Origin of the sequence: Paenibacillus sp. SYP-B3998, from assembly GCF_010820665.1 — a bacterium.
In the GTDB taxonomy this organism is placed as follows: domain Bacteria; phylum Bacillota; class Bacilli; order Paenibacillales; family NBRC-103111; genus Paenibacillus_E.
In genome coordinates, this window is record NZ_JAAIKC010000017.1 from 32,038 (window position 1) to 55,164 (window position 23,127).

A 23,127-nucleotide genomic window follows, 5' to 3' on the forward strand; every position below is an offset into this window, starting at 1 on the left:
CTATAATTATGCCCTCGATCATTTCCTAGGTTTAAGATAAGGCTCCATCAGCTTCCTTAGCATCCCCTTCACTTGCCTTAAGGAGGAAGGAACTTCCCGTTCCACCTGCTCCAGAGACCGGAACGGAAATTCCTCGAGCAGCCCCCGCACATTGGTGCGAATATAATCCTTGTCCGTCTTGTGCTGCTGCAGAAGCCGCTCAAAAACTTCAAGCAGTCTGGCATCCGTCACGCCCCTCAGCGCCTGCAAAGCGATGAGCTGCACCCGCGCTTCCGTATCTTCCAAGGCCTCGATGAATTTCGACACATAGTCCGCTTTCACAGGGGCAGGGGATTTTCCCGCTTGATACAGCGCCTGGATGCGAATGTTCTTGTTGGGATAGGAAAAAAAAGGCAGCATGATCAGTAGCATGTCCACCCCGGCTTCGCTCAATATCATCGCTAAGAAGAGAAACGCCTCCTCGTCGGTCTCCAGCGGCAGCATGGCTGCAAGCTCCTCGGTAAAGCTCCGATCCCCTTCGGGCATGTACCACTTGATAAACTGCAGCGCAAGCAGGCGATCGGCGGCGTCTTGGCTGCGCAGCTTCTGCCTGATCAGCGGCTCCGCCTGGCCGAATCTCATCTTGGCCAGCACCTGAAGTGCCCAGCGGCACACTTCACTGGAGCTCTCGTGATAGTGCCGTAGGAGAAAGCCGACGGTTTCATCGCCAATGTCCGGCAGCTTAAGCATACCTTCCAGCGCTTCGATCTTGATGCTTTCCTCCGCAGCCGACCGGTACAGCTCCATCAGCTCCCGGTCGTCCCCGCCGCGGCGCAGCCCGAACCACGCGCTGTCGTAACCCGCGATCGTCTCGTCCAGCCAGCGCTCGTACCAGTCCAGAAAGTTCTCTTCATAGGTAAAAAATGTCTTTAGACTGTCCAGATCGACATAGATCACTTTACCCCGGTAATCACCTGTAATCATCAGCATCGTTTCGTAGGTGCAACCCTGCTCGCCGATATTGAGCAGCCCTGGGTACTTCTCGTCTTCATCGTCCTCGGAATTTTCATCCAAGCCGCCCTCGGACGTTCCGGACAGCTCCAGTTTATCTCCCGGGCGCAAGGGCGAAGGCTGCCCTATGAGGTCAAGATCAATGGCCTGCTTGGCGCCCAACGGATGAATTCCGTAATAAGGTCCCGCTCCTCCGTTCCCCAGCTCCGTTACAAAAGACGCATAAGACTCAGGCAGAGCGATTCCGTGCGCTTGTTCGAACCGCCGAAGCTCGGCAAGGCTAAGCGGCTCGTTCAGCTTGTACTTATGCGCTCTAGATCCGAATACACTGCACTCCGGATCGGCTTTGGCCGCTTGCTCCAGCTTCCGGCGAATCCGGTACAATTGTTCTCTTCGCATGTGCTCCCCCCTTAAATAGACCTCTGTCAATATTTTCAGCAGCCTTTCTATGAGCTTTGGTAAAATTACTTATTGTAAATATCCAAACATCATAACAAACATGTACCTGTTTTCCAACTTTAGATTTTACAACAATTCTCAAGCTTCCTAGCCAACGCTTCTCAATTATTTTCTTTAATCATAGCCGTCCCCATCAAGCAATAAACTCAGCCATGATTTTGCTTAATTCAAAGGGAGTAACTCCTTCATTCACAGAAAACACCGTCTGAGCGCTATCGGCATGTTCCACGATTCGACCTCTGGACACAGCATGAAGCATGAATAAATCATACAGGTTAGGCTTTGTTAAGGAGGTCATCGCTTTCCCCATTAGAACCATACCTTTTTGATTTCCCTCTACATTGTTGTAATAGTTAGGATGCATTTGCAGCGCTAAATCACACCAAATAACCTCCCGCTCCACCAAATCCAAAATAACTGGAATCGCAATTCTCGTGTCTGCAGCAATATCGATTCGATCCACCACTGACGAAGGTTCGAAAACTTCCCCAGAATTGGGATGCTTCCTCATCATCCAACCTGCAAAACATTCAGGCAAATCACAGTAAGGCTGCTCAGTAAACGAATTCAGTGAGGCGACAATGTAGCGTCCACCATATTTAACAACAGAAGGAATATCAATATCTATAAACTCGCAAGCCCCTGAGGGTGCCGATGTAATATCTCCGCTGTGAGCGGCTTTATATTTAGCTGAACGCAAATTCGTGTAGGAAATATGTTCGATATACTGCCAATGCTCGTCATACATAACAGCAGAGAGGTCAATATCGACTCTTCCTGTATATATTCCGTCTACCTTCCCTTCTTTCCACCATAAGAAAAAGCGGATCGTGTCCCCCTCTGGCATCTCAAGTCGGCTACCCCGAACAATCGTACGAAGTGCCTTGCTCGCCGACCTCTGGGAGAAAGGCATGACATACTGCCTCAATCTCGCGTCAACATAAACGTCCCCTAGCGGAGGAAGTTCAGAGAATCGATTCATCAACGTGTTTTTGCACGTTTGTACAATCGTTTCACAAGCTTCGGTTGCAATGTCGGGAAGTGTATTCGGGATAGCTATTGCTTTCGCTACGTTTCCTTTTGGAAAGAACGTCCGCAACTCATGCCTTTCATTCCTATGGCTAAAATGAGCCATGACTTGTAACAACACTGGAGTCGAAACATGTACTGCAATTTCCGCAAACTTTTCAATAACTGGGGAGAAATCCTCATTGATTCTTAGCAAATGATCCAGCCGTCTAGCAAACTCACCTGCACGATCTTTTAATATATCCACGGCAAGTAATGTATCCTTATCGCGAAGCGCATTTTCAACCTTGCCACCGAACGTTTCATAAGGTTTATTATTTCTTAGGATATCAAAAGCTTCCTTACAGCCATCATATTTATTTTTATATTCGGCAGGGTGTAGAATCTCTCCGAGACGGATCCAGCGATTTTTATGGCGCAGCATATCCTCAACTCGATTCCCGCATTGCTCAAGCAGGTCCAAAAGCAACCGCCTCTCAGCCCGCTTGAATTTTCGGAACTTCGTGTTTGCTGCAAGACTTACATCCCCACCCGACAGTGCGACAGCTAACCTTAGTACATCCGTTGCAGTCTTCATGTATTTTCCGATGAGTTTGATGTTTGCCTTCTCATATTTGAGGAGCGCGCCCACAACAAAACCCACATTTTCTTTTAAAGGAATCTCACCTGGCAGCACGGTACTTAGATCATCATAAGTTTCGATTACCCATTCAATATCTTCCTTTTCCGATTCCGAGATCGATACCTTTGCTTGAATGAGATTACGAATGATCTGAGTAAAATCTTCCGGATTTCCTAAATCGATGATTTCCAAATCAACCTGATCCAATAAGGGAATTCTTTCCATGGGAGCATGTTCGGGCAGTTCGAGCGTTACATAGTGAAGGATGGCGTTAACGTACAGTTCTGCATCCCTAGCTATCATAACTTGTTGGGGGAAATTAGGGTACATCGGCTTGAAATTTACATGCTCCCCTACGAGGGATTTCAAATCCTGCACAAGCTGCTGATACATCCCCAAAAACTCATCTACAGACATCGTTTGAAGAACTTCCATAAGTGGTTTGGAGAAAGTAAACCCTAAGTACTCCATATTTTTCATTGCTGTTGCTATATATTTTTGGGGAAGACGGTGTTGCCCAGGTTGTACAATGAGCTTTCTATTTCTTCTTAGATAAATGATATTTCTCATTGCGGCCTAATGCCTCCTCTTATTCATAAAAATAAAATCAGGTAACTTGCATCTCTAGTTTTATCAAAGGTTGGTTTAGAAGGAAGAGATGCAATAGCCTGATTGTGTATTTCTTCAGGAAAGCTGCCACCCTAGATATCAGGGTGAGTTATAGAAGGAAGGATGGCAATAGCCTGAAGAGTTTAAAAGAAAACAACGTACTCAAGTTATCCGCGACTTTCATTGGCGGCCTCTTGAGTGCTATCATCCCATATGTTGGAGTGCACGAACATGGCGAAAGTATTACGACAATACTCATTTTTGCTTAACATCCACAATTTCGACTCCTTAGAGACAACATTTTTTTGCCATGCGTACACGAGATGATTAGAAAAAAGCCTCCGCCAAATAATGGTGGAGGCTTTCGAGTCTAAAGAAACATAGATTAACCTATTATTCAATTGAAACAACCCTATCTTAAAGACAGGGCCTACTCGTATCCGCCAGTACCATTCAGTATAAGATAAACTTACAATTCCATACCGCTATATCCCATAGCACGATAACCTTTTATCCTTTTCTTATACATGTTCATGAGAAGCGGTACTTGAATATCAACATATTCATAAATCTGTACATCTTGTTTATTGGCATGCGAGCGGTGCAACCTTCCTGCATATTGCCGCAAGCTTCCTTTCCATGAGATCGGATGAACTAGAAATAACGTATCCAGCCTTGCATCATCGAAGCCTTCCCCAATCAATTTCCCCGTAGCAATAAAAACTCGCTCTTCCGTATCAGGTATACTTGCAATCCGCTGCCTAATCGCCTCTCGTTGTTTTTTGCCCATACCACCACGTAAAACAATCACATTTTTAGCGAATTATTCAAGCTTCCTTTCAAAATATTCTACATGTGCTGTTCTCATCATCTACTAGCAACCGATAAACAGATTGTATAGAAGGACTGGCCGTCTGATCAGGTAATCGAAAAGACGTATACCTCGGCACTTCACATATAAAAATGGACGATCTTCCGAAAAAACGTAAGTTTTTCAGTGGCCACACTAATCGTTCGGTTTCTTTTTTATTATAAAGATAATAGAAAAAGAACAACCCAAATCTCGTGGTCGTTCTTCCTATGCATCCAGTGCCTTTACAATACATTCAACCCAAGAAGGAATGGAGTCTGAACGATGTGTAATAGTACCGTTGTCTAAGCCCAGAATAATCCTGCCCTCTGACAAACTGTTGTCAATAACAATTAAATGGTCAATTATCTGAAAGTGTGAAAGCAAATTTTGAATAGATGTGCCATGGCGCCTTATAATATCTTCAGAGGGAATGTGGTGGCCACCATTCTTAACACGAACCTGCAACCCTCTCAATATTCAAATGATAATCGCCTAAACCGACATAAAACATTGTGATCTCAAACCCATTGGTTTTGGCATCGCGCATAAGGCGAATGACATTATCACCGGCCAACGTTGTTTCTACTGAAAAATCACGTCTGTTTCGAATACAGTCCTTGGCTAATTTTATGGCTTTTTTTCCTGCGGACACTTTTCTACTCTCAGGGTAAAGTGAGTCAATACCCCTTGCCACAAAGCATCTGGGTCAATATTAATGCTTATTCCGAGCCGATCAACAATAAGGTTTCTTATGGTGCTTTTCCCACTGCCATTGTTCCCAGCAAAAACGTACATGATCGGAGACAATTCATGCATGAGGGGAATCCTGTCCGGTAACTGGGATAACATGACCATTATTGTATTCCTTAATTATCTGACCTTTTGCATTCTTATACACAATATATGTCTCGTTCGCCTTAGCATCTAGCTTAGCGCGATCACCAGTAAGCTTAATAAGCTTCTGGAGATCTTTGATTTGATTCATAAGTCTCACCATCCCAGTAGCTAAGTATCAGCATTTCGTTTTAATTATAACACAAACTAACCCGAACGATTACTTTACTAATCGTTTGGGTTAGTTTCTTAAGGACTATAACAGTTTATTCAAAACTTGCCCTATTTTAGGCTCTTTTCGGGTGATTTTCGCTGATTTCGGCTCATTTATGTTGAGTTTTCACACCAACTATGTACCAATGGCTTAAAAACGCAACTGTATCACTAATTTCATCGTGCTGTTTCATCGAAAAAACCCAGTATTAATAAGGCTCTTCAGCATCTGTTTCATTTCGAACAAGCAGCGCAACCGATTCCACATGCACGGTATGCGGGAACATGTGGTGGTTGTTTAAATTCTGTGATAGTTGGTTAAAACCCTTAATTTACAAGGGTTTTAACCATGTCGTACTGTTCTATTTGTTTGCGTTTTATTGGTTGTTGACGATGTTCGTCAACAAGACGTCAACAGGTCCGTAAACACTACAGGAGCACCATCAGGTTAACTATACTTTTGCTTAATTTCAGCAATCCACGCCGGAAGTTTGGTAGTTAGCGTCATATTATGCCTTAACAAGTTACCTGCCGTTTGGTTGGTTGCCTTACTAAAATTGACACTACTAATGAGTTCATTGATATAAGGAACAACATCAGGCTGTAAAATAGAATATGATTTCACTGATTTGACAAGTAAGTCACTATCTAGTCCCCACTCTAAAGAAAAATCAATAACCACGTTCTGCAGCTTACTTGCTTTCCAAACTTCAAAAGCCTCGTCAAATTCCAAACCGCTCGATAGGTTACCTGGAACAAGCTCAGTATCCACAAATTCTTTCAATAACTGTGCTTGCTCGTACTCCCCCATGTTACTCAACTCTTGAATTTGCTCATGTATAATACGGAGTGTTTCACTATCCACTGTTTGCACTCCGTTCGGCGAGGTAACTTTTGAACCAATTAATCTGAGGATATGATTCGCATCGATTACTTGTGTTCCTGCTAGTTTGGTTTTTCCAACGAGTGGATTGATTGATGCTGGAGGAGATGGAGTTCCCGGTTTCCACGTTAAGTTTTTATATGCACCGAAATACTGCATCCAAGTGTGCTCATCTATACCAAAAGTTAAATCATTCCACTTAAATTCATAGTATTGTTCTACTAAATTTAGCTGTTCAGCAGCATCTTTGAAAGCGAGTATAAACGCTTCTTTTTTCTCTTCATCATTTTCAATTGCCTGCCATTCAGTAGGATCAGGTAAAGTTGGAATCATATCAATAACTTTAATGGCTAACTTCTTTACAGCAGTTTCATAGGTATCCACGATTGCTTTACTGCTCTTGCCACCGCTTCCATACAGCTTCAAGGCTGTATCTACGATTTGCTCGGTAAGCCGTGGATATTGGAAGTTGATAATCGTTCCAAATTCTTTATTTGAGCCAAACACACGATTGGTTCTTGAGTAGGCTTGTATCAAACTTTGAAGTTCAAGTGAACGGTCAACATACAGTGTATTAAGACGCTTAGCGTCATAGCCTGTCAGTAATTGATTTGCCACCAGGATTAGATCAATATTCTTAGGATTTCGTCCACTACCGCCGCGAGTGGCACGCTCAACGAGATCTTCAAAGTAAGCATCCTCACCGTGTTTTTTATCACCAGCGACAAACTCAATGCCTGTAAATGCAGCGTAGTCCTTAAACATACCCTCTACAAGCTTAGGATCTATGGGTGTAGGATCATTTTCGTTACCGAAACTAAACGTCATAGCCACGTTTAACGTTTCACCACGAGCTGTCAGCTGCTTCTTGAATTCATCATAATAAGCAATCACCCGGTTTTTATAAGCCACTGTTAATATTGCATTAAACTCTCTACCTTGTGATTGAGATTCCCAGTTATTCAGAATCTCTTCAACCACACGCGGGATATGCGTTTCATCCTGGTATTCTAACAAGCCTCGATTTTGAGCTTGCTTTTCAACGTCAACTTCTGACATCTCTTGAACTTGACGTTCAATTTCTCTTTCCGTCAACTCAGGATGTTCTTGCTTAATCTTTTCAGCTAATTGTTCTCTTAAATCATCATAACTCTTGAATTCTCCGGTGTTGATATAGTCAACATGAAAACCTAATACGTTTTTATCAGCAATCGCTTCATCAATCGTATATTGATGTAACTTAGGTCCAAATAACTTCTCAGTTGTATTGATGACTTCGCTTTTTTCATTGACCTTCCCTTTGATCTTATTTTCATCAAATAAAGGTGTTCCGGTAAAGCCAAAGAAAAGTCCATTTTTCTTGAAATAACTCTTAATGGTTCCCATCATCTGTCCCATTGTCGTACGGTGAGCTTCATCGATGATAAAAACGATTTTCTTATCTGCTAAACTATCATCATGAGCTTCTTCCAGCTCTTTAACCAGAGAATTCAGTTTGAATGTGGTCGTTACCACAATTCCATTTTTAACTGACTTAAGTATCTTTTTAAGCTGATAGGTGTGCTTTGTATCATCAACGGAAACAGACTCGTAAGCAGCATACGCTTTGAAGTTCTCACTTGTACGGTTGTCTAACTCTCGTCTATCAACAAGGAAAACGACCTTATCAAATCCTGCCCTAGTCGATAAAAACAAAGCTGTCTTAAAACTCGTGATAGTCTTCCCTGAGCCAGTGGTATGCCAAACAAATCCGCCATGAGGAACTTTTTCATCATTGTCCCAACCGAAAGCAGCACCTTCGACAGATTGTAGGGCATACACTTGATATGGACGCAATAGCATATGGCGCCTGTTTTCTTCATCTCTTGCTTCGTCAATGACCAAGTAATCTCCCACCATTTGATGAGCCATTGGAATCATCAGAAAGTGCTCCACTACTGTTTGCCAATTGTTAATCGGTTTGTTGTCTTTATCCGACCAATGAAAGACAAAACTAGGGTTAAAATCTCCTACGGTTTTTGGAGTGGCAAAATATCGAGTGGCAATTTCAGAAGTAATGACCATCATCTGCGAAAAGGCCATAAAGTTATTGCTGTATTCGCCGTCACGATAGTAGCGTATAAACTGTCCAAATGCCTCGTCTAGCGTTTTGTCCGCACGTTTTTGCTCAATATTAATTAACGGTAAGCCATTGATAAGCAAGACAAGATCAAAACGGTTGTTATTTGATGTCTGTACTTCTCTAGCAATTTTATAGCTTGAGTCCCCGCCACGGACTTCAGCTTTTTTAAATATGGTCAACGTGATTTGTTTTCTTGTTATATTGGGATTATCATCACGGTAAATGCCATCAATCTTTCCTTTTGATTCTTCAATGGCTAAAATCTTGGCTGCCTCATAGCTGTTACTGATACGGTTAACTTTTGCCATAACTTGTTTGAACTCGTTATCCGTTAATTCCACACCTTCCAGCTGGTCTGCATTAATACGGTTCAATTCGCCACGCCAATGAGCAACCAGATCAGCAACGGTCACTTTTTGAATATTTCCATCCAAGAAGTCAGGAGCTTGCCATTTATATTTTTTAAGTTCTTTAACAAAATTTTCTTGATAGGTTTTTTCTGCCGCAGTTTTTGGTGCACTACTCATGACTTACGCTCCCCTCTATACAAACATCTCATTTAGGTATGCTTTTTTAATACTTTGTAATTTATTCAGCTTACGCTGATGAAGGGTGATAAGCTCGTCGAGACTGGAGAAGAACTCTCCAATTTTAGTCTGTTCTTCCTTGTTTGGAAGTACAACTGGAAAATCTACAAGTATATTTTGATTAAGATGTTTTATTGTTCCACCAGTAGCCTTTTTAGAAACGTAATCCATTAAATACGGCGCCTTCAAATATTGAAAAAGATACTTGCCATCAACGGAATTACCATCTCTTAATTCCACATTGAATACACCAGCATTTAATGTGGCTGGCATTGTCAATCCCTGTACATAAGCGACTTTACCCAATGTTCCGTCCTTTGTGATAAGTATACTTCCATTAGTGATTTGAATGTGTTTATCTTGAATGTATCTTTCTTTTTCAACATAATGACAAGTTGAATAATTTATTGCTCCGTCTTCGAAGTCAGTTCCTGTTATTAGCATGTACTCACCACTGTCTAAGAACTCAGAAGTTCTTAAATTTTGCCAACCAATTCTAGCGTGCATAGTGGCTATCTCAGATAGCTTACGCTGTTCCCAAGTGTCAGTGAATCCGGCAAATCTCCTTTTTGGCTCATACTCACCTTCAGCGGGAAACATTTCAGAAAGATAAGCCGATTTTAACGCTTTCGCTTTTTCTAATTTACGCTGATGAAGGGTGATGAGGTGGTCTAGCTGGGTAAAATATGAGCCGATATCATTCTGCTCGTCAATGGAAGGCAAGCGTATCGGAGTTTCTTTTACTTGCTCAATTGTGTAATGGGCTATTGTTCCGATATGAGAAATACCCCTTAAATATCTCCTAAATTCCGGCGAGGTAAAATAAGTATAAAGGTATCGACTATTGAATTTCTCTGAACTCTTTATCCATATTAAATCGGCATCTTTTGAGTACAAAGGGTCGTTATTAGGCACAATATAAGGAATTCCAATAGAACCTCCTCCGGTAATTAAAATATCGTCTTTTTCAAGTTTTCCGGAAACCCTTGCTAACTGTTCATATAGTTCAATTGAGATAAATGCCTTCTCATTTTCTTTTCCTTTGTAAGCAGATACAACATCACTTGACCTGAAAAATGGTATCCCCGATGAAGCCCATTCTTCTTTGTGAACGCGAGCCGCGGATGCTACATTTGTCAGTTCTCCAACCGTACGCTGTTCCCAACAGTTAGTGTCTTGATATTCTTTAAATCGCCTTTTTGGTACAATTTTTTTTCGTTCAGTCATTACCTCACCACCAATTCACTCATTAAGGCTTCAAAAGCTGATTCCAAGTCCCGACTTTCATTATCAATCGCTGACAACGTATCGGCATAGCGATTGTTCAACATTTGCAACGTTCTTAACTCTTTTTTTAGCGGTAACTCTACCAAACCAACCATAGCATCCACAGCGCTTCCGAACCATTTTTCATACATCAGGTTGTCGATTTCTTCATTTGTCAAAATTAGGATACGCTTGTACACGGCTTCTTTAAGCGCCTTTTCATCATCTTTGACGGCTTTGATAAGCGCTGATTTATCTGCAAATAACCTCTCAACTTTACTCAGTAGGTTATATTCAACTGTTCCCTTGAACGCCTTCTTCAACTCTACTTTGATTGATTTGCTTTCAAAAGCTTCTCCAGCTTCATTCAAGATCTCGCCTAGAGCATTAGCTTCATCACTGTCTTCAACCTTTGCAGCCTCAACCAGTTCTAGCAACTCAGCTTCAATTTCTTGAATGCGTATATTTTTTGATTCGATTTCTTCTAACTCATTACTATATAAACGTTGAGCTATCAAATCATTCGGTACGATACTGCCAAACCAACCATCTTGCTCTTCACGTTTCTTTTCACCCGTTCCTTTAGTTACCATTTTCGGCTCGCGAGTGCGTCCTGCCGTATAGAAATCACTTGACGCAATTATTTCTGTATCATGCGCCAGTGCATTCTTCCAAATCTCAGCCACAATCTGATACCCATCATAAGCATCAATATACTTGAACTCTGATAACAACACCTTGATTTCAATAAGCATTTCATCCATTAACTGAGTCAAACTACTACTGGTGTTTACATTTCGTAGAACATTCCAATATTTATCAATATAAGATTTAGCTTTGCCTTCGATTTTTTTTGATTTGTCAACAATACGCGAGTCGTTCAATATATCCACAGAAATTTCATCAACTGGTTTTAATAGTTCAACATAACCGGCACGAATTTCTCTCAACGATTGTCCCAAAACATCTGACACGGTAGACTGCAAAATCTTTAAGTCGTCAATGTTCTTCTGAGGAATCCCACCAAGAAGATGCGCATCTACATCATGAGGAATTTCTTCGTCAAGCGCCTCAAGGTAGCGGGGAATATTCATGTTATATTGATTCGCCAGTATTTCCTCACGAGTTGCTAAATGACTGTACCCTTTCTCTTGTCTTCGTTCAACATACGTATCCACGATTTTAGCGATGTCTTTTTCTTGTAGCATGTTTTGTTTGCCAACTTTAATAAATTTGCGAGAAGCATCAATAATTAAGACAGGTTCGCCAATTGCTCGGTTCTTCTTCAGAATGATAATAACTACTGGGATACTTGTATTGGTAAATAAATTGCTTGGCAAACCGATGATGGTATCAATGTAATTCTTCTTGAGCAATCGTTCACGAATCTCACCTTCAGATGAACCACGGAACAGAACCCCGTGAGGTAAGACAATCGCCATTGTTCCGTTTGGACCTAAGTGGAATAATCCATGTAAAAGAAATGCAAAATCCCCTTTGGAGTCTGGTGGCAACACTCCCGCTATTTCAAACCGAGGGTCGCTGACTTTTAAATTTGCTCTGTTCCAGTTCTTCGCAGAATAAGGTGGATTCATAACCACTGCATCAAACTGTACACCTTCATTTGGACGTGTTGGATCTTCAGGCCAGTCATGTGAAAGGGTGTCGCCGTTTTTAATAGTCATCTTGTCTGGGCGAACACCATGAAGCAATAAATTCATACGAGTCAAGTTGTAAGTTGCTGTATTCTTTTCTTGTCCGTAATAGCTCAAATTCTTTTGAACATCTGCATCCAAATGCTTCTTTACCGTTAATAGTAGTGAACCCGAACCGACAGTCGGATCATAGATTGACTTGATGCCTGGCGTTTTCACTGCGATTTGTGCCATGACTTCACTGACTTGACGTGGTGTGTAGAACTCTCCTGCCTTCTTCCCTGACTCCATCGCAAACTGACCAATGAGATACTCATACGCATCACCCAATACATCGCCTTTTTGTAATGCCACCATGTTCAAGTCTGCAAACAGTAAAATCAGTGCCTTAATATTTTTACTACGATCGTTTAGGCTACTACCTAAAGCAGTATCCGTTAAATCAAGCGCAGAACTTGAGAACAATCCCTTGAAGTCATTCGAATCTCCAGACACGGCAATTGTACGCTCGAAGTTGTTCAAACTATCCGTTACTTTTTGAACTTCAAAATCTCCTGAGTTGATGTCTTTTAACCAAGTCTGATAGAGATGTTCGGGTGAAACATAATAACCTAGTACATTTTGAAGCATTTTATCCAGCTGTTCACCGTATTCAGCTTTGGCCTTTGTGTACTCCTCAACCAATTCCGATTCAGTCGTATGCCCTAAACCGCTGGTTACTTTGAATGCTTCTATAGTCTTATCACTCAAAAATTTATAGAACATCAACCCCAGCATATAATCTTTGTAACGACTGGCATCCATTGAACCACGCAGTTCATTTGCCCCGTCCCATAATCTGCGTTTAATTTCTTCTGATGTAATCACTTCGTATCCTCCATTAATTTTTTTATTTTTTTCAGCTCAGAAATATCACCTATATCAACATCAGGCACCAAACATATATCGTCAAAAATATATCTGTCGTGAAAAGTCGGCTTAAAACCGAAAATTGCGGTTGACGAATTCAAACGAACCTAAACCGAGGATGGAAATGGAGAAGTTGACCGAGCCACGTAACTTATTAGCAGAATCCCAAAGAGTTTCTTCGATGCTGGCCATAATGTATTATGTATTCTCCTCTTGACTTTACTAGTGTTATTAGTGAACAGAGGGGTTTAAATACCCCCTCGGCTATAGTTCCTCCAATGTAGTTCAACATACCCATCTTATATTAGTTTCAACAACCCATACCTAAAACCCTGTTTATCGCGCTTTCCTTTTGTATCCCTTACTTAACCCAATATTGTTATAGACCTGTTAGTCCTTTATTACGTAAACCATCCATACATAAGGACAAGACAGGATCCCTAGACCTTTTACAGGGTACAAACTTTTTTTGCTTTTGGCTCCACACTTTGTTTACTGGTTCAAGACTCCTTAATATTAGCTCATGACTTTTTTTATAAATTTGAATATAGGATGTTATAAGTGAGATCTTGGACTCGAGTGGAAGCATATTGACTTTAGCACTGGCGTTATTGATGTTTAGCGAATGATGATACAAGCATTCAATGAAGAAGTAATCGTAAAACAACCAAAACAAAAAAATCCGTTCGAAAGGTCGCCCTGCCGTCTTCGATACTCGAAGAGCTGAAGGAATACCACGCCTACAGGATCAAGGAACGAAATGACATGAGTGACGAGTGGCGCGGCGGCGAATGGTTCTTCCTTTTCTCCCACCCTGACGGAGAACCATTCCATCACGAGCGACCATATCAATGGTTCCGGCATTTCATGATTTCCAATATATCCGGTTACATGATCTCCGTTATACCTCGGCCACAATTGTTAACCAAGGCGTCCAAGCCAAAATCATTTCAGAACGACTTGGGCATAGAAGCATCACGACAACAATGAACATTTATGGACACAAGCTCTCCGTACTGCTGATCAGTCGGCTGCTGATAAGTTTGAATCACTCTTTACATCTAAAGCTGCACAATGAAACAAAAGAAGACGCACAGGAGTTTCTTGGCGTCTTCTTTTGTTTTAGGCTGATATTCGGTCAATTTTTACATCAAATTTACATCAAGCTTACTTTCGAGCTCTGTACTACCAATATTTTCTATCTATACCATATCGGGAAATCTAATAAACATAAGGGTTTTTCTCCACTGTTTCATCCCTCACCAATAATACAACGCTCTCAATATGAACCGTATGCGGGAACATGTCCACCGGCGTCACCTCCGCGACGCCGTACCCGCCATCCACCAGCGCGCGCAAGTCACGCGCTAGTGTCGACGCGCTGCATGACACGTAGACGACACGCTGCGGCCGCAGCTCAAGAATCGTCGCGAGCAGCGCCGGATCGCAGCCCTTGCGCGGCGGGTCCACCACGACCACGTCAGGCCGAACGCCCTGACGTGTCCACTCGGGGAGGACATCCTCCGCAGGGCCTGCCTCGAAGTGCACGTTCGTCATGCCGTTTAAATCGGCATTCTTCCGTGCATCCGCGATCGCCTCCTCGACGATCTCGACACCGTACACCTGTCCCGCCTTCTGGGCGAGGAACAGGGAGATTGTGCCGATGCCACAGTAGGCATCGACAACTGTCTCGCCGCCTGTCAGCGCGGCGTACTCCAGTGCTTTCCCGTACAGTACTTCCGTTTGGACGGGGTTCACTTGAAAGAAGGATCGCGCGGAAATTGCAAATTTCACATCGCCGATATAGTCATAGATGACTTCGCTGCCCCACAGGACGCGAGTCTCATCCCCAAAAATAACATTCGTCTGTTTCACATTAATGTTATGACAAATGCTCTTCACACCGGGCAAAGCTTCCCGAATGCCAGCGACCCATTCATCCACACGCGGAATCACATTCCCATTCGTCACCAAGACAACCATGATGTCTCCCGTGCGGAAGCCGACTTTGACAACGACGTGGCGCAGCAGTCCGGCATTAAGCTCTTCATCATAAGCGCGAATGCCGAGACGCGCGCCGATTTCTTTCACACGAGCCACGACTTCGTCGTTGGACTCATGTTGAATCAAACACTCGTCCATATCGATGATACGATGGCTGCCCTGGGCATAAAACCCACCGATAAGGCCGCCGCGTTCTTCCCCAAAAGGAACCTGCGCCTTGTTCCGATACCGCCATGGATCAGTCATCCCAAGCGTCGGATGAACAATAACGCCCTCGTCCATATTCGTCTCATCAAAATCTGGAGCTGAATTTTCACTTATTGCAGTCGTTGAGACTCGGCCAATCCTTGCCTCACCCGCAACCTGCAGCTTCCCAATCCGCTGCAAATTATCTACAACCTGCTGCCGCTTCGCGCGAAGCTGTGCCTCATAGCTGAGATGCTGCAGCTGACAGCCGCCGCACTCATCATAAATCGTACATTCCGGAACGATCCGATCTGGACTCACTTCCATCACTTCCACCAATCCCGCATACCCATACTGCTTCTTCAGATGCTCCACCCTCACAAGCGTACGCTCACCAGGTAACGCACCAGCAACAAAAAGGGTAAAGCCATTCACACGGCCCACCCCTTCACCATCATGGCTGATCCCGACGATCTCAGCCTCGTATTGCTGCCCGATCTTCACGGGAAGATCAGCCATCCAAGCCGGCGCTGCCTTCCTGACGGAATTCCTTGCTCTTTGCGCAGTTCCCTCTGTTCTTCCTCCAGAGTTCCCCGCTCTTCGCGCAGTTCTCTCTGCTCTTCCTCCAGAGTCCCCCGCTCTTCGCGCAGTTCCCTCTGCTCTTCCTCCAGAGTCCCCCGCTCTTCGCGTAGTTCCCTCTGCTCTTCCTCCAGAGTCCCCCGCTCTTCGCGTAGTTCCCTCTGCTCTTCCCCCAGAATTCCCCGCTCTTCGCGCAGTTCCCTCTGCTCTTCCTCCAGAGTTCCCTGCTCTTCGCGCAGTTCCCTCTGCTCTTCCTCCAGAGTTCCCTGCTCTTCGCGCAGTTCCCTCTGCTCTTCCTCCAGAATTCCCCGCTCTTTGCGCAGTGTCCTCTGCTCTTACTCCAGAGTTCCCCGTTCTACGCGCAGTCTCCTCTGTTCTATTCCCTCCGAAGTCCCCTGCTGTGCGCGCAGCACCCCCTGCTCTATCCCCCACAGGCTTATCCTGACGACTTTTATGTTTACCTGGCGCTGAGCCAGAACCGCTTTTTGCTTTCATAATACCCTCACTTTAATTCAAATACTAAACGTTAGGTTGGCTAAGCACTGCTACTCTGACTCCTCATCGGTATGCCCGTTCCCTTTGGACTGAAAAGGCGTGGTCAAAGTTTCCAAAAGTGTCTTCTTATAAATAGACTGACCCGATTCATCTACGATGATCTGCAAATGACTCTTCAAATTCGTCATGAAGCAAGGCAGCGTTCCGCCGAACTCGCCATCAAGGTTCAACTGGACGTAGTCCGGTGAATTGATCTCGATATGATCGGTTTGAAAATAGATCAGATTCGGATCGCTCAGATGCTCGCCGCGTAACGCCAACGTGACAACTCGGATGAATTCTGCTAGGTTGCATTTGCGCAAGATCAAAACGTCGAAAAGCCCATCATTCATGCTCGCATCCGGTACGAGCTTCTCGAAACCGCCAACGGAGTTGGAGTTACCGACGAGGAACAGCATAACTTCCTCATGAAACTCGACATCGCCCGCTTTGACGTACAGCTCGATGGGCCGCAGGCGAGGCAATTTCTCCAAGCCCTTCATATAATAGGCCAACTGGCCGATCATGGTTTTCAGCTTGCTGGGGACCTCGTAGGTCAGCTCGGTCATGGAGCCTCCGCCAGCGATATTAATGAAGTAACGGTTGTTGATTTTACCCACATCAATATCGGTTGTGTACTGTTGAACGATCAGGTCGCATGCCTGTTCCCAGTTCTTGGGAATACTCAATGCGCGAGCAAAGTCGTTCGTTGTTCCTAATGGCAAAATGCCCAGCGGCGGTCGGTTTTCTTTCTCCGCCATGCCGTTCACCACTTCGCATAGCGTGCCGTCCCCACCTGCTGAAATGATCAGATCGAAGCCACGCTCAACGGCGGCCGCGGCAGCAAGTGTTGCATCGCCTTCACCAATAGTTGCGTGTGTCGAGGTTTCGAAGCCGCCGCGCTCGAGGCGTTGAAGGATTTCGGGAAGACGCTTTTTCATTTCCTCTCGCCCGGAGGTAGGATTATAGATCAGTCTTGCTCTTTTGACCATCGCGTTCTCATCACCTGTTCGCAGTAGTAATCTGTGAAGCGATCTGCTTCTCGATCCATTTGGAAATTAGCGGGCTGGGTAGCAGGGCCCGCCCATTATATCGATATTCGAACCCTTCCATGCGGGAAGGAATCACTTTCGTCGTAAAATACCCTTCACTTAGAAAAAGCGGAGCCACTACGACCTTATACGCAGGCTTATGCTTAGCCCACCAATTCATCTTGCGATGAACTTGGTCTGGCAAAAGCATCGCTACATCCGCTTCGCCATAGCCGCCTAACGCTTTTAATCTTCCGGCAAGCTGCTCTAAGCCTTTCCGCCACTTAAGATGAAAGCCTTTTTCAACACTGCCGTGACCAACCAAGAGTAGAATCTCCTGTTTAGGGGAATCCGACAGTTCTTCGATCTTCTTATATATAATTTCAGCAATCACAGGATCATCATCGATCGGCGTTGTGAAATAAATGTTCGCCTTGATGTCAAATTGCTCTAAATCTGTTTCTAGGGTAGGTTCCGGGATCACGCCAAGTGCATAACTAATTTCGTCGATATGTGTACTCCCAGAGGATACGAATAAAGGCACGACAATGATATTCGTTACTCCTTGTGCCTCTAAGCTGTAAATACCATCTTGAATGAGCCTTCCTTCAACCAGCTCCAAATAAGATGAAAAAATGGGTATCTCGGCTGGCATCACAACAGCGGATACCGCCTCATCCACAAGCTTGACCCAGTCTTCATCGCGAGAGCCGTGACTAATTACTAGTACGCCATATGTGTTCATGTGTTTGTCCCCACCCGTTCCCTACGATACCATGTAATTCCTATGCTAACGAATGTGCCTCTGCATGTCAATTGAACATGAAAAATCCTGCTTTACACAAGGTAAGGCAGGATTCCCCGCTTTTTATCCAGCTGTATGCCTGCCTTAGCGACCTAGACGGTCAAGCGTCAGTACATAGCCATCGTTTCCATAGTTCAAACAGCGTTTCACACGTGAAATGGTCGCCGTACTGGCGCCAGTCTCGGCTTCGATCTGGTTATAGGTACAGCCCTTGCGAAGCATACGCGCAACTTCAAGGCGTTGAGAAAGCGATTGAATCTCATTCACGGTGCATAGATCGTCAAAAAAGACGTAGCACTCTTCTATATCTTTGAGCGTCAGTACGGCCTCAAAAAGTTGGTCTATCGCTTTATCGTTTAATTTTTTTAATTGCATACGCTATCAACTCCCGGTAGAACATCATTTTAGCTCATCATGCAGTAAGCTCATTTGTAAATTTCGACACGCCTTGAAAAATTCCTTCCTTTAGGTTTGCGAAACGTTAAAATTTTTATGCGTTAAAGGACTAAACTGCGACAATTTGCTTTACCCATGACATTCGTCCATACCATCAGTAGGCAGCTGACATATCCTATAAGAGACAAATCTGATGAAAAGGGTCGTGAATCCAAGTGACTAACCAAAGACAAAGGATTGTTGGCAATGGCGGCAATGTCCCTCAAGTGTTTACAAGAAGCTTCACAGGAGCTCCGCAAATCGGCAATGGCTTCAATCAATACCCAGGTCTTGGCGGTAATCCGTTCTCGGATTTCCCGCAAGGCGGCGGGCTTCCCGTTCCGTTTGAAGGTGGCGGCGGATTGTTCGGTGGTGGCGCCGGAAACCCTAGCGGGGGTGGATTATTCGGTGGCGGCAATGCGCCTGCCGCTGGAGGGGGCGGCGGTGGTGGACTCCTTGGAGGCCTTTTAGGCGGTGGAGGCGGAACCGGTTCAACCTCTTCCAATGCGCTAAGCGGACTGAATTTGAAGCAGATCTCAGGCTTCGTAGAACGTATGGGCGGTATTGACGGTATTATTGGAACGATGGGTAAAGTCCAGAAGGTTATGAGCAGCTTTCAACAAATGGCGCCGATGATGAAGGTACTCTTCAACTCCTTCGGCAAAGGCAAAGTAAACGCTTCGGATTCAGCTATTAGAGACGCCTTGCCTCGCAAACGCAACCGTCGTAAGAAATCAGCTTCCTCTCGCATAAAAAGCAGTCGAAGCACCTCAGTAAAGCGTAAACGCAGATAAGCTTTAGTGTAACCCATCCCTCATTTGCTAAGCAATAGTCACAGCTTGCAGCTAAAGCTATTTTCCAAAAGTAATTAGCCGCCCTCGCCTTGGTTCTTCTGCTACCAAGTCGGGCGGCTTCTTCCTTGATTTTGTGTTCTAATATCTCTCATCCGTCTACTCCGTCTTAATCGCCGTACCCTCCGGCACGAACTGCACCCAAGTGTTTCCCGGCAGCAGCGGAACTTCCGTGCCCTCCGCATAAGCTCGGATCAACCCGCCCTTGCGCTCCCAAGTAATTTGTTGAGACTTGCCCTGCTGCAGGATGAGACCTTTATCAGGCCCGAACACATCAACTGTACGGCGGCCCTCTTTGTCCAAAATTTTATGCTTGCTCTCCAGCACGAGCAGATTGGTCGTCTGCAGCTGCTTGCCAGTTTCTTTATCGACATGCGGCTTGCCATCCATGCTTCGCTTGTAAACCCCTTCGGCGGCATTATATTCATAGGAGACGAAATACCCTTGAAGATATGGAATTTGAATATGTGTCACGGCTGCGCCAGTCAGCTTGTTCTGACCATCCTTGGCAAAGGTGAGCAGAGGTCCGTTCCACTCGGTGCGGAATTTGCGCGCCTCCACGCCTTGCTTCATTTTATCCACAGAGGTATAGAGATTGTGCGGTGCTTTGCGGTCGTCTGCGCGCCAGTAAAAAGCACCGTCGCCGTAAACTTCATCCAAATGGGCCAGCTTGCGACCCGCCATGATGTTCATTGCATCCTGACTCCAGCCTGCATGGACAATAACCGCATCAAGCGAATCCCCGATTTCTACAAAATAAGGACGAATGCTGCGCACGGGACCAATGGTCTTCGCTTCGTGGCTTTGGAAGACGGAGACAAATCTAGTAATTTCGCCTTCAGCCAATATTTCGTAGACGATGTCGGCTTGATCGAGGCCTGTCTGAGGCCTAGCCTGCGGGGCATTTTCGACCATGACCATGTAGGGTCTGGTCTTCACTTCTTTACTGCTCGGCAGACCCGTTAACGGGAATTTGAAAGGCAACTCCGTCTCCACGGCGATGGACGTAGGTTTGGACGGGGGAGACGCGACGGACGTTTCAACGGGCGTGACACTAGTCGTTGGCGAAGCTGAAGGCGTATCTCCACAGCCCGATATAGCTATCAAAGAGCATCCAAGGACAAGCCAAGCGCTAAGGTTTCTTCCTCCAAATAACGGTAGGTTTTTCATTCAGGCTGCACCTCTTCATCTATTTGTTCTAGTAAAATGTATATTCTAGTGAACAGTCATATAGAAGACTTCTAGGCAATTTTGTACCTTATGAGAAATTCCATGCATAATTTGGAAATCCTTTTTTTATGTTTTGACGGAAAAGGGTGTTAGAGGCGTGGATGCTTGTTAGTGATTAGGTATAGTATAATCGAGTAGAGTATTTGCTATAGAGTGAGTTTTCCAAGAAAACTTAGGGGAGGGATTCACGTGACAGATCATCTGGATCAAGGGAGCATTGTCCTGTTCGACGGGGTATGTAACCTATGCAATAGCGCTGTGCAGTTCATACTGCGCAACGATCCGAGAGGTCGTTTGCACTTCGCTTCTTTGCAGTCTCCCACCGGGCAGGAGCTGCTGCAGCGGCATCACTTGCCGACCGATCACCTGGGAACTTTTGTCCTGATCGAAGAAGGGCGAATCTACACGCAATCCACTGCGGCGCTGCGTATTTCCAGGCAGCTGCGTGGAGCATGGCCACTGACGTATGCGGCCATCGTCGTGCCTCCCGTGCTGCGCAATGCGGTATATGCCTTCATTGCACGCAATCGCTACCACTGGTTCGGCCAAACGGAGCACTGTATGCTGCCGAAGCCCGAGTTCAAGCAGCGATTCCTTGAATAGCCCAGCTAGACAGCGGGAGCGCTAGCTCATATCTGCCATATCTAGTCGAATCAAACTGACACGTTTATCGAACAACCAGAATTCCAAAGTTTGATTCGCCCTTTTGTCCAAATAGCCGAAAATGGAAGCCCCTTGTTCGTTCCTGCGGTAGCACGGCGCTCCGTAAATGGTGGTAAGCTCATATTCGGTGCTGTCCACACCGATTCCCCTTGTTGTTTGCCGTGCAGGATCCGCATTCGCCGATAAAATGATCCGTACAATGATATCCTTATCACGGGGGGTAGCCACGAAAGTACCTTTATCGACATTGTAATAATCAAAATTACCTTGATTAAGCTTGGGCGTAGGAGGCAGCGTTAAATGCTTGATGCTCTGCCCTAAGCCAATGCCTCCCAATCGCTCATACGCCAGCGACCTGCTTTGTGCTAATGTATAATGAGCCTGTCTCGGTCCAAGAAACAAGTAAATGCGGTACGCCGTAAAGATGAGCAAGCTTGCCGCTAGTAAAATCATGAGGATGTGTACTTTTTTACTTCGTAGTAAGCTTGCCAACTGCAATCATTCCACCCTTTCCCGGCAACGTGGCCGGCTCTTTCGTGAACAGGTCGACATCGACGCTGTTTATTTGGTCTTGGCTCCGAACATCCAACAGCTCAAGCTAAGTGTGCCTAGCCGGAAGCTGTGATGCAGCAGTTTAGCCTTGTGTGAAGTATCAGCCGCACCCAGTGCACGCAGCAGCGGGGCGAAATGTTCTGGCGTCGGCACTGCTATACGTGCGTTAGGAGCCCTTACCTCATAATTGAAAAGCGCCTCCAAATTCCACGTCTCCAACTGCTCTGCCAACCACTCCTCGAACTCGATAGCCCATTCTTGGGGCACTGGATTATTGCTATCAAGTCTTTGAAGATTGTAAACCGTCCCTCCGCTTCCCAGAACGAGCACCTGCTTCTCCCGAAGGGAAGCTATCGCTGCACCAATCCGGTAACTCTCCTCTGGTGTGGATTTTGGATTTACAGACAGCACGACAACCGGAACCGATGAATAGGGGTACATCAAATGCAGCGCTCCCCAAGCACCACGGTCCATACTTTGATGATCATTCAACTCGCATTGAATCCCCTCAGCTTGAAAAAGCTGTTGGAGATGCAGGCTAAGCGCCAAATCACCACGGATTGAATGTTTAACCGCATAAAGTTCATCTGCAAACCCCGAAATAGCGCACTGCATGTCTAATTGGAAGGCCGAACTAATTTGCTGTACCTTATGTTTCCAATGAGCACTGATTAGAACGATTGCGTTAGGTTTAGGTATAATTTTGGCAAACTTTTGTAAAAACACTGTGTAAGCATGCTGCTCAGCAGTCAAGCTAGGCGTACCATGAGCAATATAAAAAGAAGGCAGCATCGCACAATTCCTCCCTCATCCTTCACTCATTTTACCATGAAATCCTTGCTGTATTATACCCTTTTTCGACTAATGTGACAGATTGGCGGGCGGTAAGAGACGTCTCAAAAGGAATAGCGCTTATACTTTTGCATGCGCCTACCCGTTTTGGAGATCAGCATAGGTCCATTTTATCACAGGGCATGAAGTTGATTCTAGATGGGAGTAGTGAACTTGGGAATATATCTAACCCTTGATATGCATGAAAAAGCCTCCTTCTGCCAAAGCTACTCTCAAAGTAAACAGAAGGAGGCAACATGTATGAACAACCTCTGGCAGCTGCTTACCCACCATTGGTTATCCATCGCTTTAATCCTAGGAGCCCTTGTTGCTGTATGGTACGTTTATAAACATAAAGATAAACTACTCATGGACAGCAGTGATAAATAATGAGT

General features: G+C 44.9%; 18 protein-coding genes and 1 pseudogene. 3 read left to right on the top strand and 16 right to left on the bottom strand.

The genetic code is table 11. The features are described from left to right. Positions 1–18: 18 nt before the first annotated feature. The 13 genes and pseudogenes from GK047_RS25960 to GK047_RS26025 all read right to left on the bottom strand — a co-directional run bounded on the left by GK047_RS25960 (position 19) and on the right by GK047_RS26025 (position 18,545). The gene (locus GK047_RS25960; RefSeq protein WP_163953208.1) at positions 19–1,389 is read right to left on the bottom strand and encodes an SMI1/KNR4 family protein; all 1,371 of its coding nucleotides are present in this window, start codon (positions 1,387–1,389) and stop codon (positions 19–21) included. A gap of 193 nt (positions 1,390–1,582) precedes the next feature. Next, positions 1,583–3,670, bottom strand: a complete 2,088-nt coding sequence (locus tag GK047_RS25965) for a TerD family protein (protein ID WP_163953210.1) — start codon at positions 3,668–3,670, stop codon at positions 1,583–1,585. A gap of 508 nt (positions 3,671–4,178) precedes the next feature. Then, the gene (locus tag GK047_RS25970; protein ID WP_240344267.1) at positions 4,179–4,520 is read right to left on the bottom strand and encodes a helicase; all 342 of its coding nucleotides are present in this window, start codon (positions 4,518–4,520) and stop codon (positions 4,179–4,181) included. Positions 4,521–4,787: 267 nt separating this feature from the next. Then, positions 4,788–5,378: pseudogene (locus tag GK047_RS29340) on the bottom strand (ATPase). Next, the gene (locus GK047_RS25985) at positions 5,371–5,547 is read right to left on the bottom strand and encodes a hypothetical protein (RefSeq protein ID WP_205516990.1); all 177 of its coding nucleotides are present in this window, start codon (positions 5,545–5,547) and stop codon (positions 5,371–5,373) included. Before GK047_RS25985 ends, GK047_RS29340 begins: the two are co-directional and overlap by 8 nt. 510 nt (positions 5,548–6,057) lie before the next feature. Then, the gene (locus tag GK047_RS25990) at positions 6,058–9,141 is read right to left on the bottom strand and encodes a type I restriction endonuclease subunit R, EcoR124 family (protein ID WP_163953216.1); all 3,084 of its coding nucleotides are present in this window, start codon (positions 9,139–9,141) and stop codon (positions 6,058–6,060) included. A 15-nt stretch (positions 9,142–9,156) separates the two neighbouring features. Further along, on the bottom strand, positions 9,157–10,428 hold the full coding sequence (locus GK047_RS25995) for a restriction endonuclease subunit S (RefSeq protein WP_163953217.1): 1,272 nt from the start codon (positions 10,426–10,428) through the stop codon (positions 9,157–9,159). Beyond that, the gene (locus GK047_RS26000) at positions 10,428–12,989 is read right to left on the bottom strand and encodes a type I restriction-modification system subunit M (protein WP_163953219.1); all 2,562 of its coding nucleotides are present in this window, start codon (positions 12,987–12,989) and stop codon (positions 10,428–10,430) included. The genes GK047_RS25995 and GK047_RS26000 overlap by 1 nt, the downstream gene beginning before the upstream one ends. A gap of 660 nt (positions 12,990–13,649) precedes the next feature. Beyond that, a complete protein-coding gene (locus GK047_RS26005; RefSeq protein WP_163953221.1) occupies positions 13,650–13,895 on the bottom strand; it encodes a hypothetical protein in 246 nt (81 codons plus the stop codon). A gap of 357 nt (positions 13,896–14,252) precedes the next feature. Further along, complete coding sequence (rlmD, locus tag GK047_RS26010; protein ID WP_240344268.1) at positions 14,253–15,740, bottom strand: 23S rRNA (uracil(1939)-C(5))-methyltransferase RlmD; 1,488 nt, start codon at positions 15,738–15,740, stop codon at positions 14,253–14,255. 605 nt (positions 15,741–16,345) lie between these two features. Then, positions 16,346–17,326 (bottom strand): diacylglycerol kinase, encoded by a 981-nt coding sequence (locus GK047_RS26015; protein ID WP_163953225.1) that lies wholly within the window; start codon positions 17,324–17,326, stop codon positions 16,346–16,348. 10 nt (positions 17,327–17,336) lie between these two features. Continuing rightward, entirely contained in the window at positions 17,337–18,110 is a 774-nt protein-coding gene (locus tag GK047_RS26020) for a sirohydrochlorin chelatase (protein ID WP_163953227.1), read from the bottom strand. Positions 18,111–18,254: 144 nt separating this feature from the next. Beyond that, positions 18,255–18,545, bottom strand: coding sequence for a YerC/YecD family TrpR-related protein (locus GK047_RS26025; protein WP_029198698.1), 291 nt, complete (start codon positions 18,543–18,545; stop codon positions 18,255–18,257). A gap of 236 nt (positions 18,546–18,781) precedes the next feature. Here GK047_RS26025 and GK047_RS26030 point away from each other — a divergent pair, with 236 nt between their 5' ends. Next, positions 18,782–19,399: a hypothetical protein gene (locus GK047_RS26030; protein ID WP_163953228.1), complete on the top strand. Its 618-nt coding sequence runs from the start codon at positions 18,782–18,784 to the stop codon at positions 19,397–19,399. Between the two features lie 156 nt (positions 19,400–19,555). On the opposite strand, the gene GK047_RS26035 is transcribed toward GK047_RS26030, so the two are convergent. Continuing rightward, positions 19,556–20,626: a DUF3048 domain-containing protein gene (locus GK047_RS26035; RefSeq protein WP_163953230.1), complete on the bottom strand. Its 1,071-nt coding sequence runs from the start codon at positions 20,624–20,626 to the stop codon at positions 19,556–19,558. A 249-nt stretch (positions 20,627–20,875) separates the two neighbouring features. Here GK047_RS26035 and GK047_RS26040 point away from each other — a divergent pair, with 249 nt between their 5' ends. Continuing rightward, complete coding sequence (locus GK047_RS26040; protein ID WP_163953232.1) at positions 20,876–21,289, top strand: DCC1-like thiol-disulfide oxidoreductase family protein; 414 nt, start codon at positions 20,876–20,878, stop codon at positions 21,287–21,289. A gap of 21 nt (positions 21,290–21,310) precedes the next feature. Here the strand turns inward: GK047_RS26040 and GK047_RS26045 are convergent, their stop codons facing one another. Further along, on the bottom strand, positions 21,311–21,841 hold the full coding sequence (locus tag GK047_RS26045) for a hypothetical protein (protein ID WP_163953234.1): 531 nt from the start codon (positions 21,839–21,841) through the stop codon (positions 21,311–21,313). 69 nt (positions 21,842–21,910) lie between these two features. Beyond that, positions 21,911–22,693, bottom strand: coding sequence for a DODA-type extradiol aromatic ring-opening family dioxygenase (locus tag GK047_RS26050; RefSeq protein ID WP_163953236.1), 783 nt, complete (start codon positions 22,691–22,693; stop codon positions 21,911–21,913). Positions 22,694–22,993: 300 nt separating this feature from the next. On the opposite strand from GK047_RS26050, the gene GK047_RS30240 reads away from it, so the two are divergent. Continuing rightward, positions 22,994–23,122 carry a hypothetical protein gene (locus tag GK047_RS30240; protein ID WP_275901718.1) on the top strand — a complete coding sequence of 43 codons (129 nt, stop codon included), beginning with the start codon at positions 22,994–22,996 and terminating at the stop codon, positions 23,120–23,122. Positions 23,123–23,127: the final 5 nt, after the last annotated feature.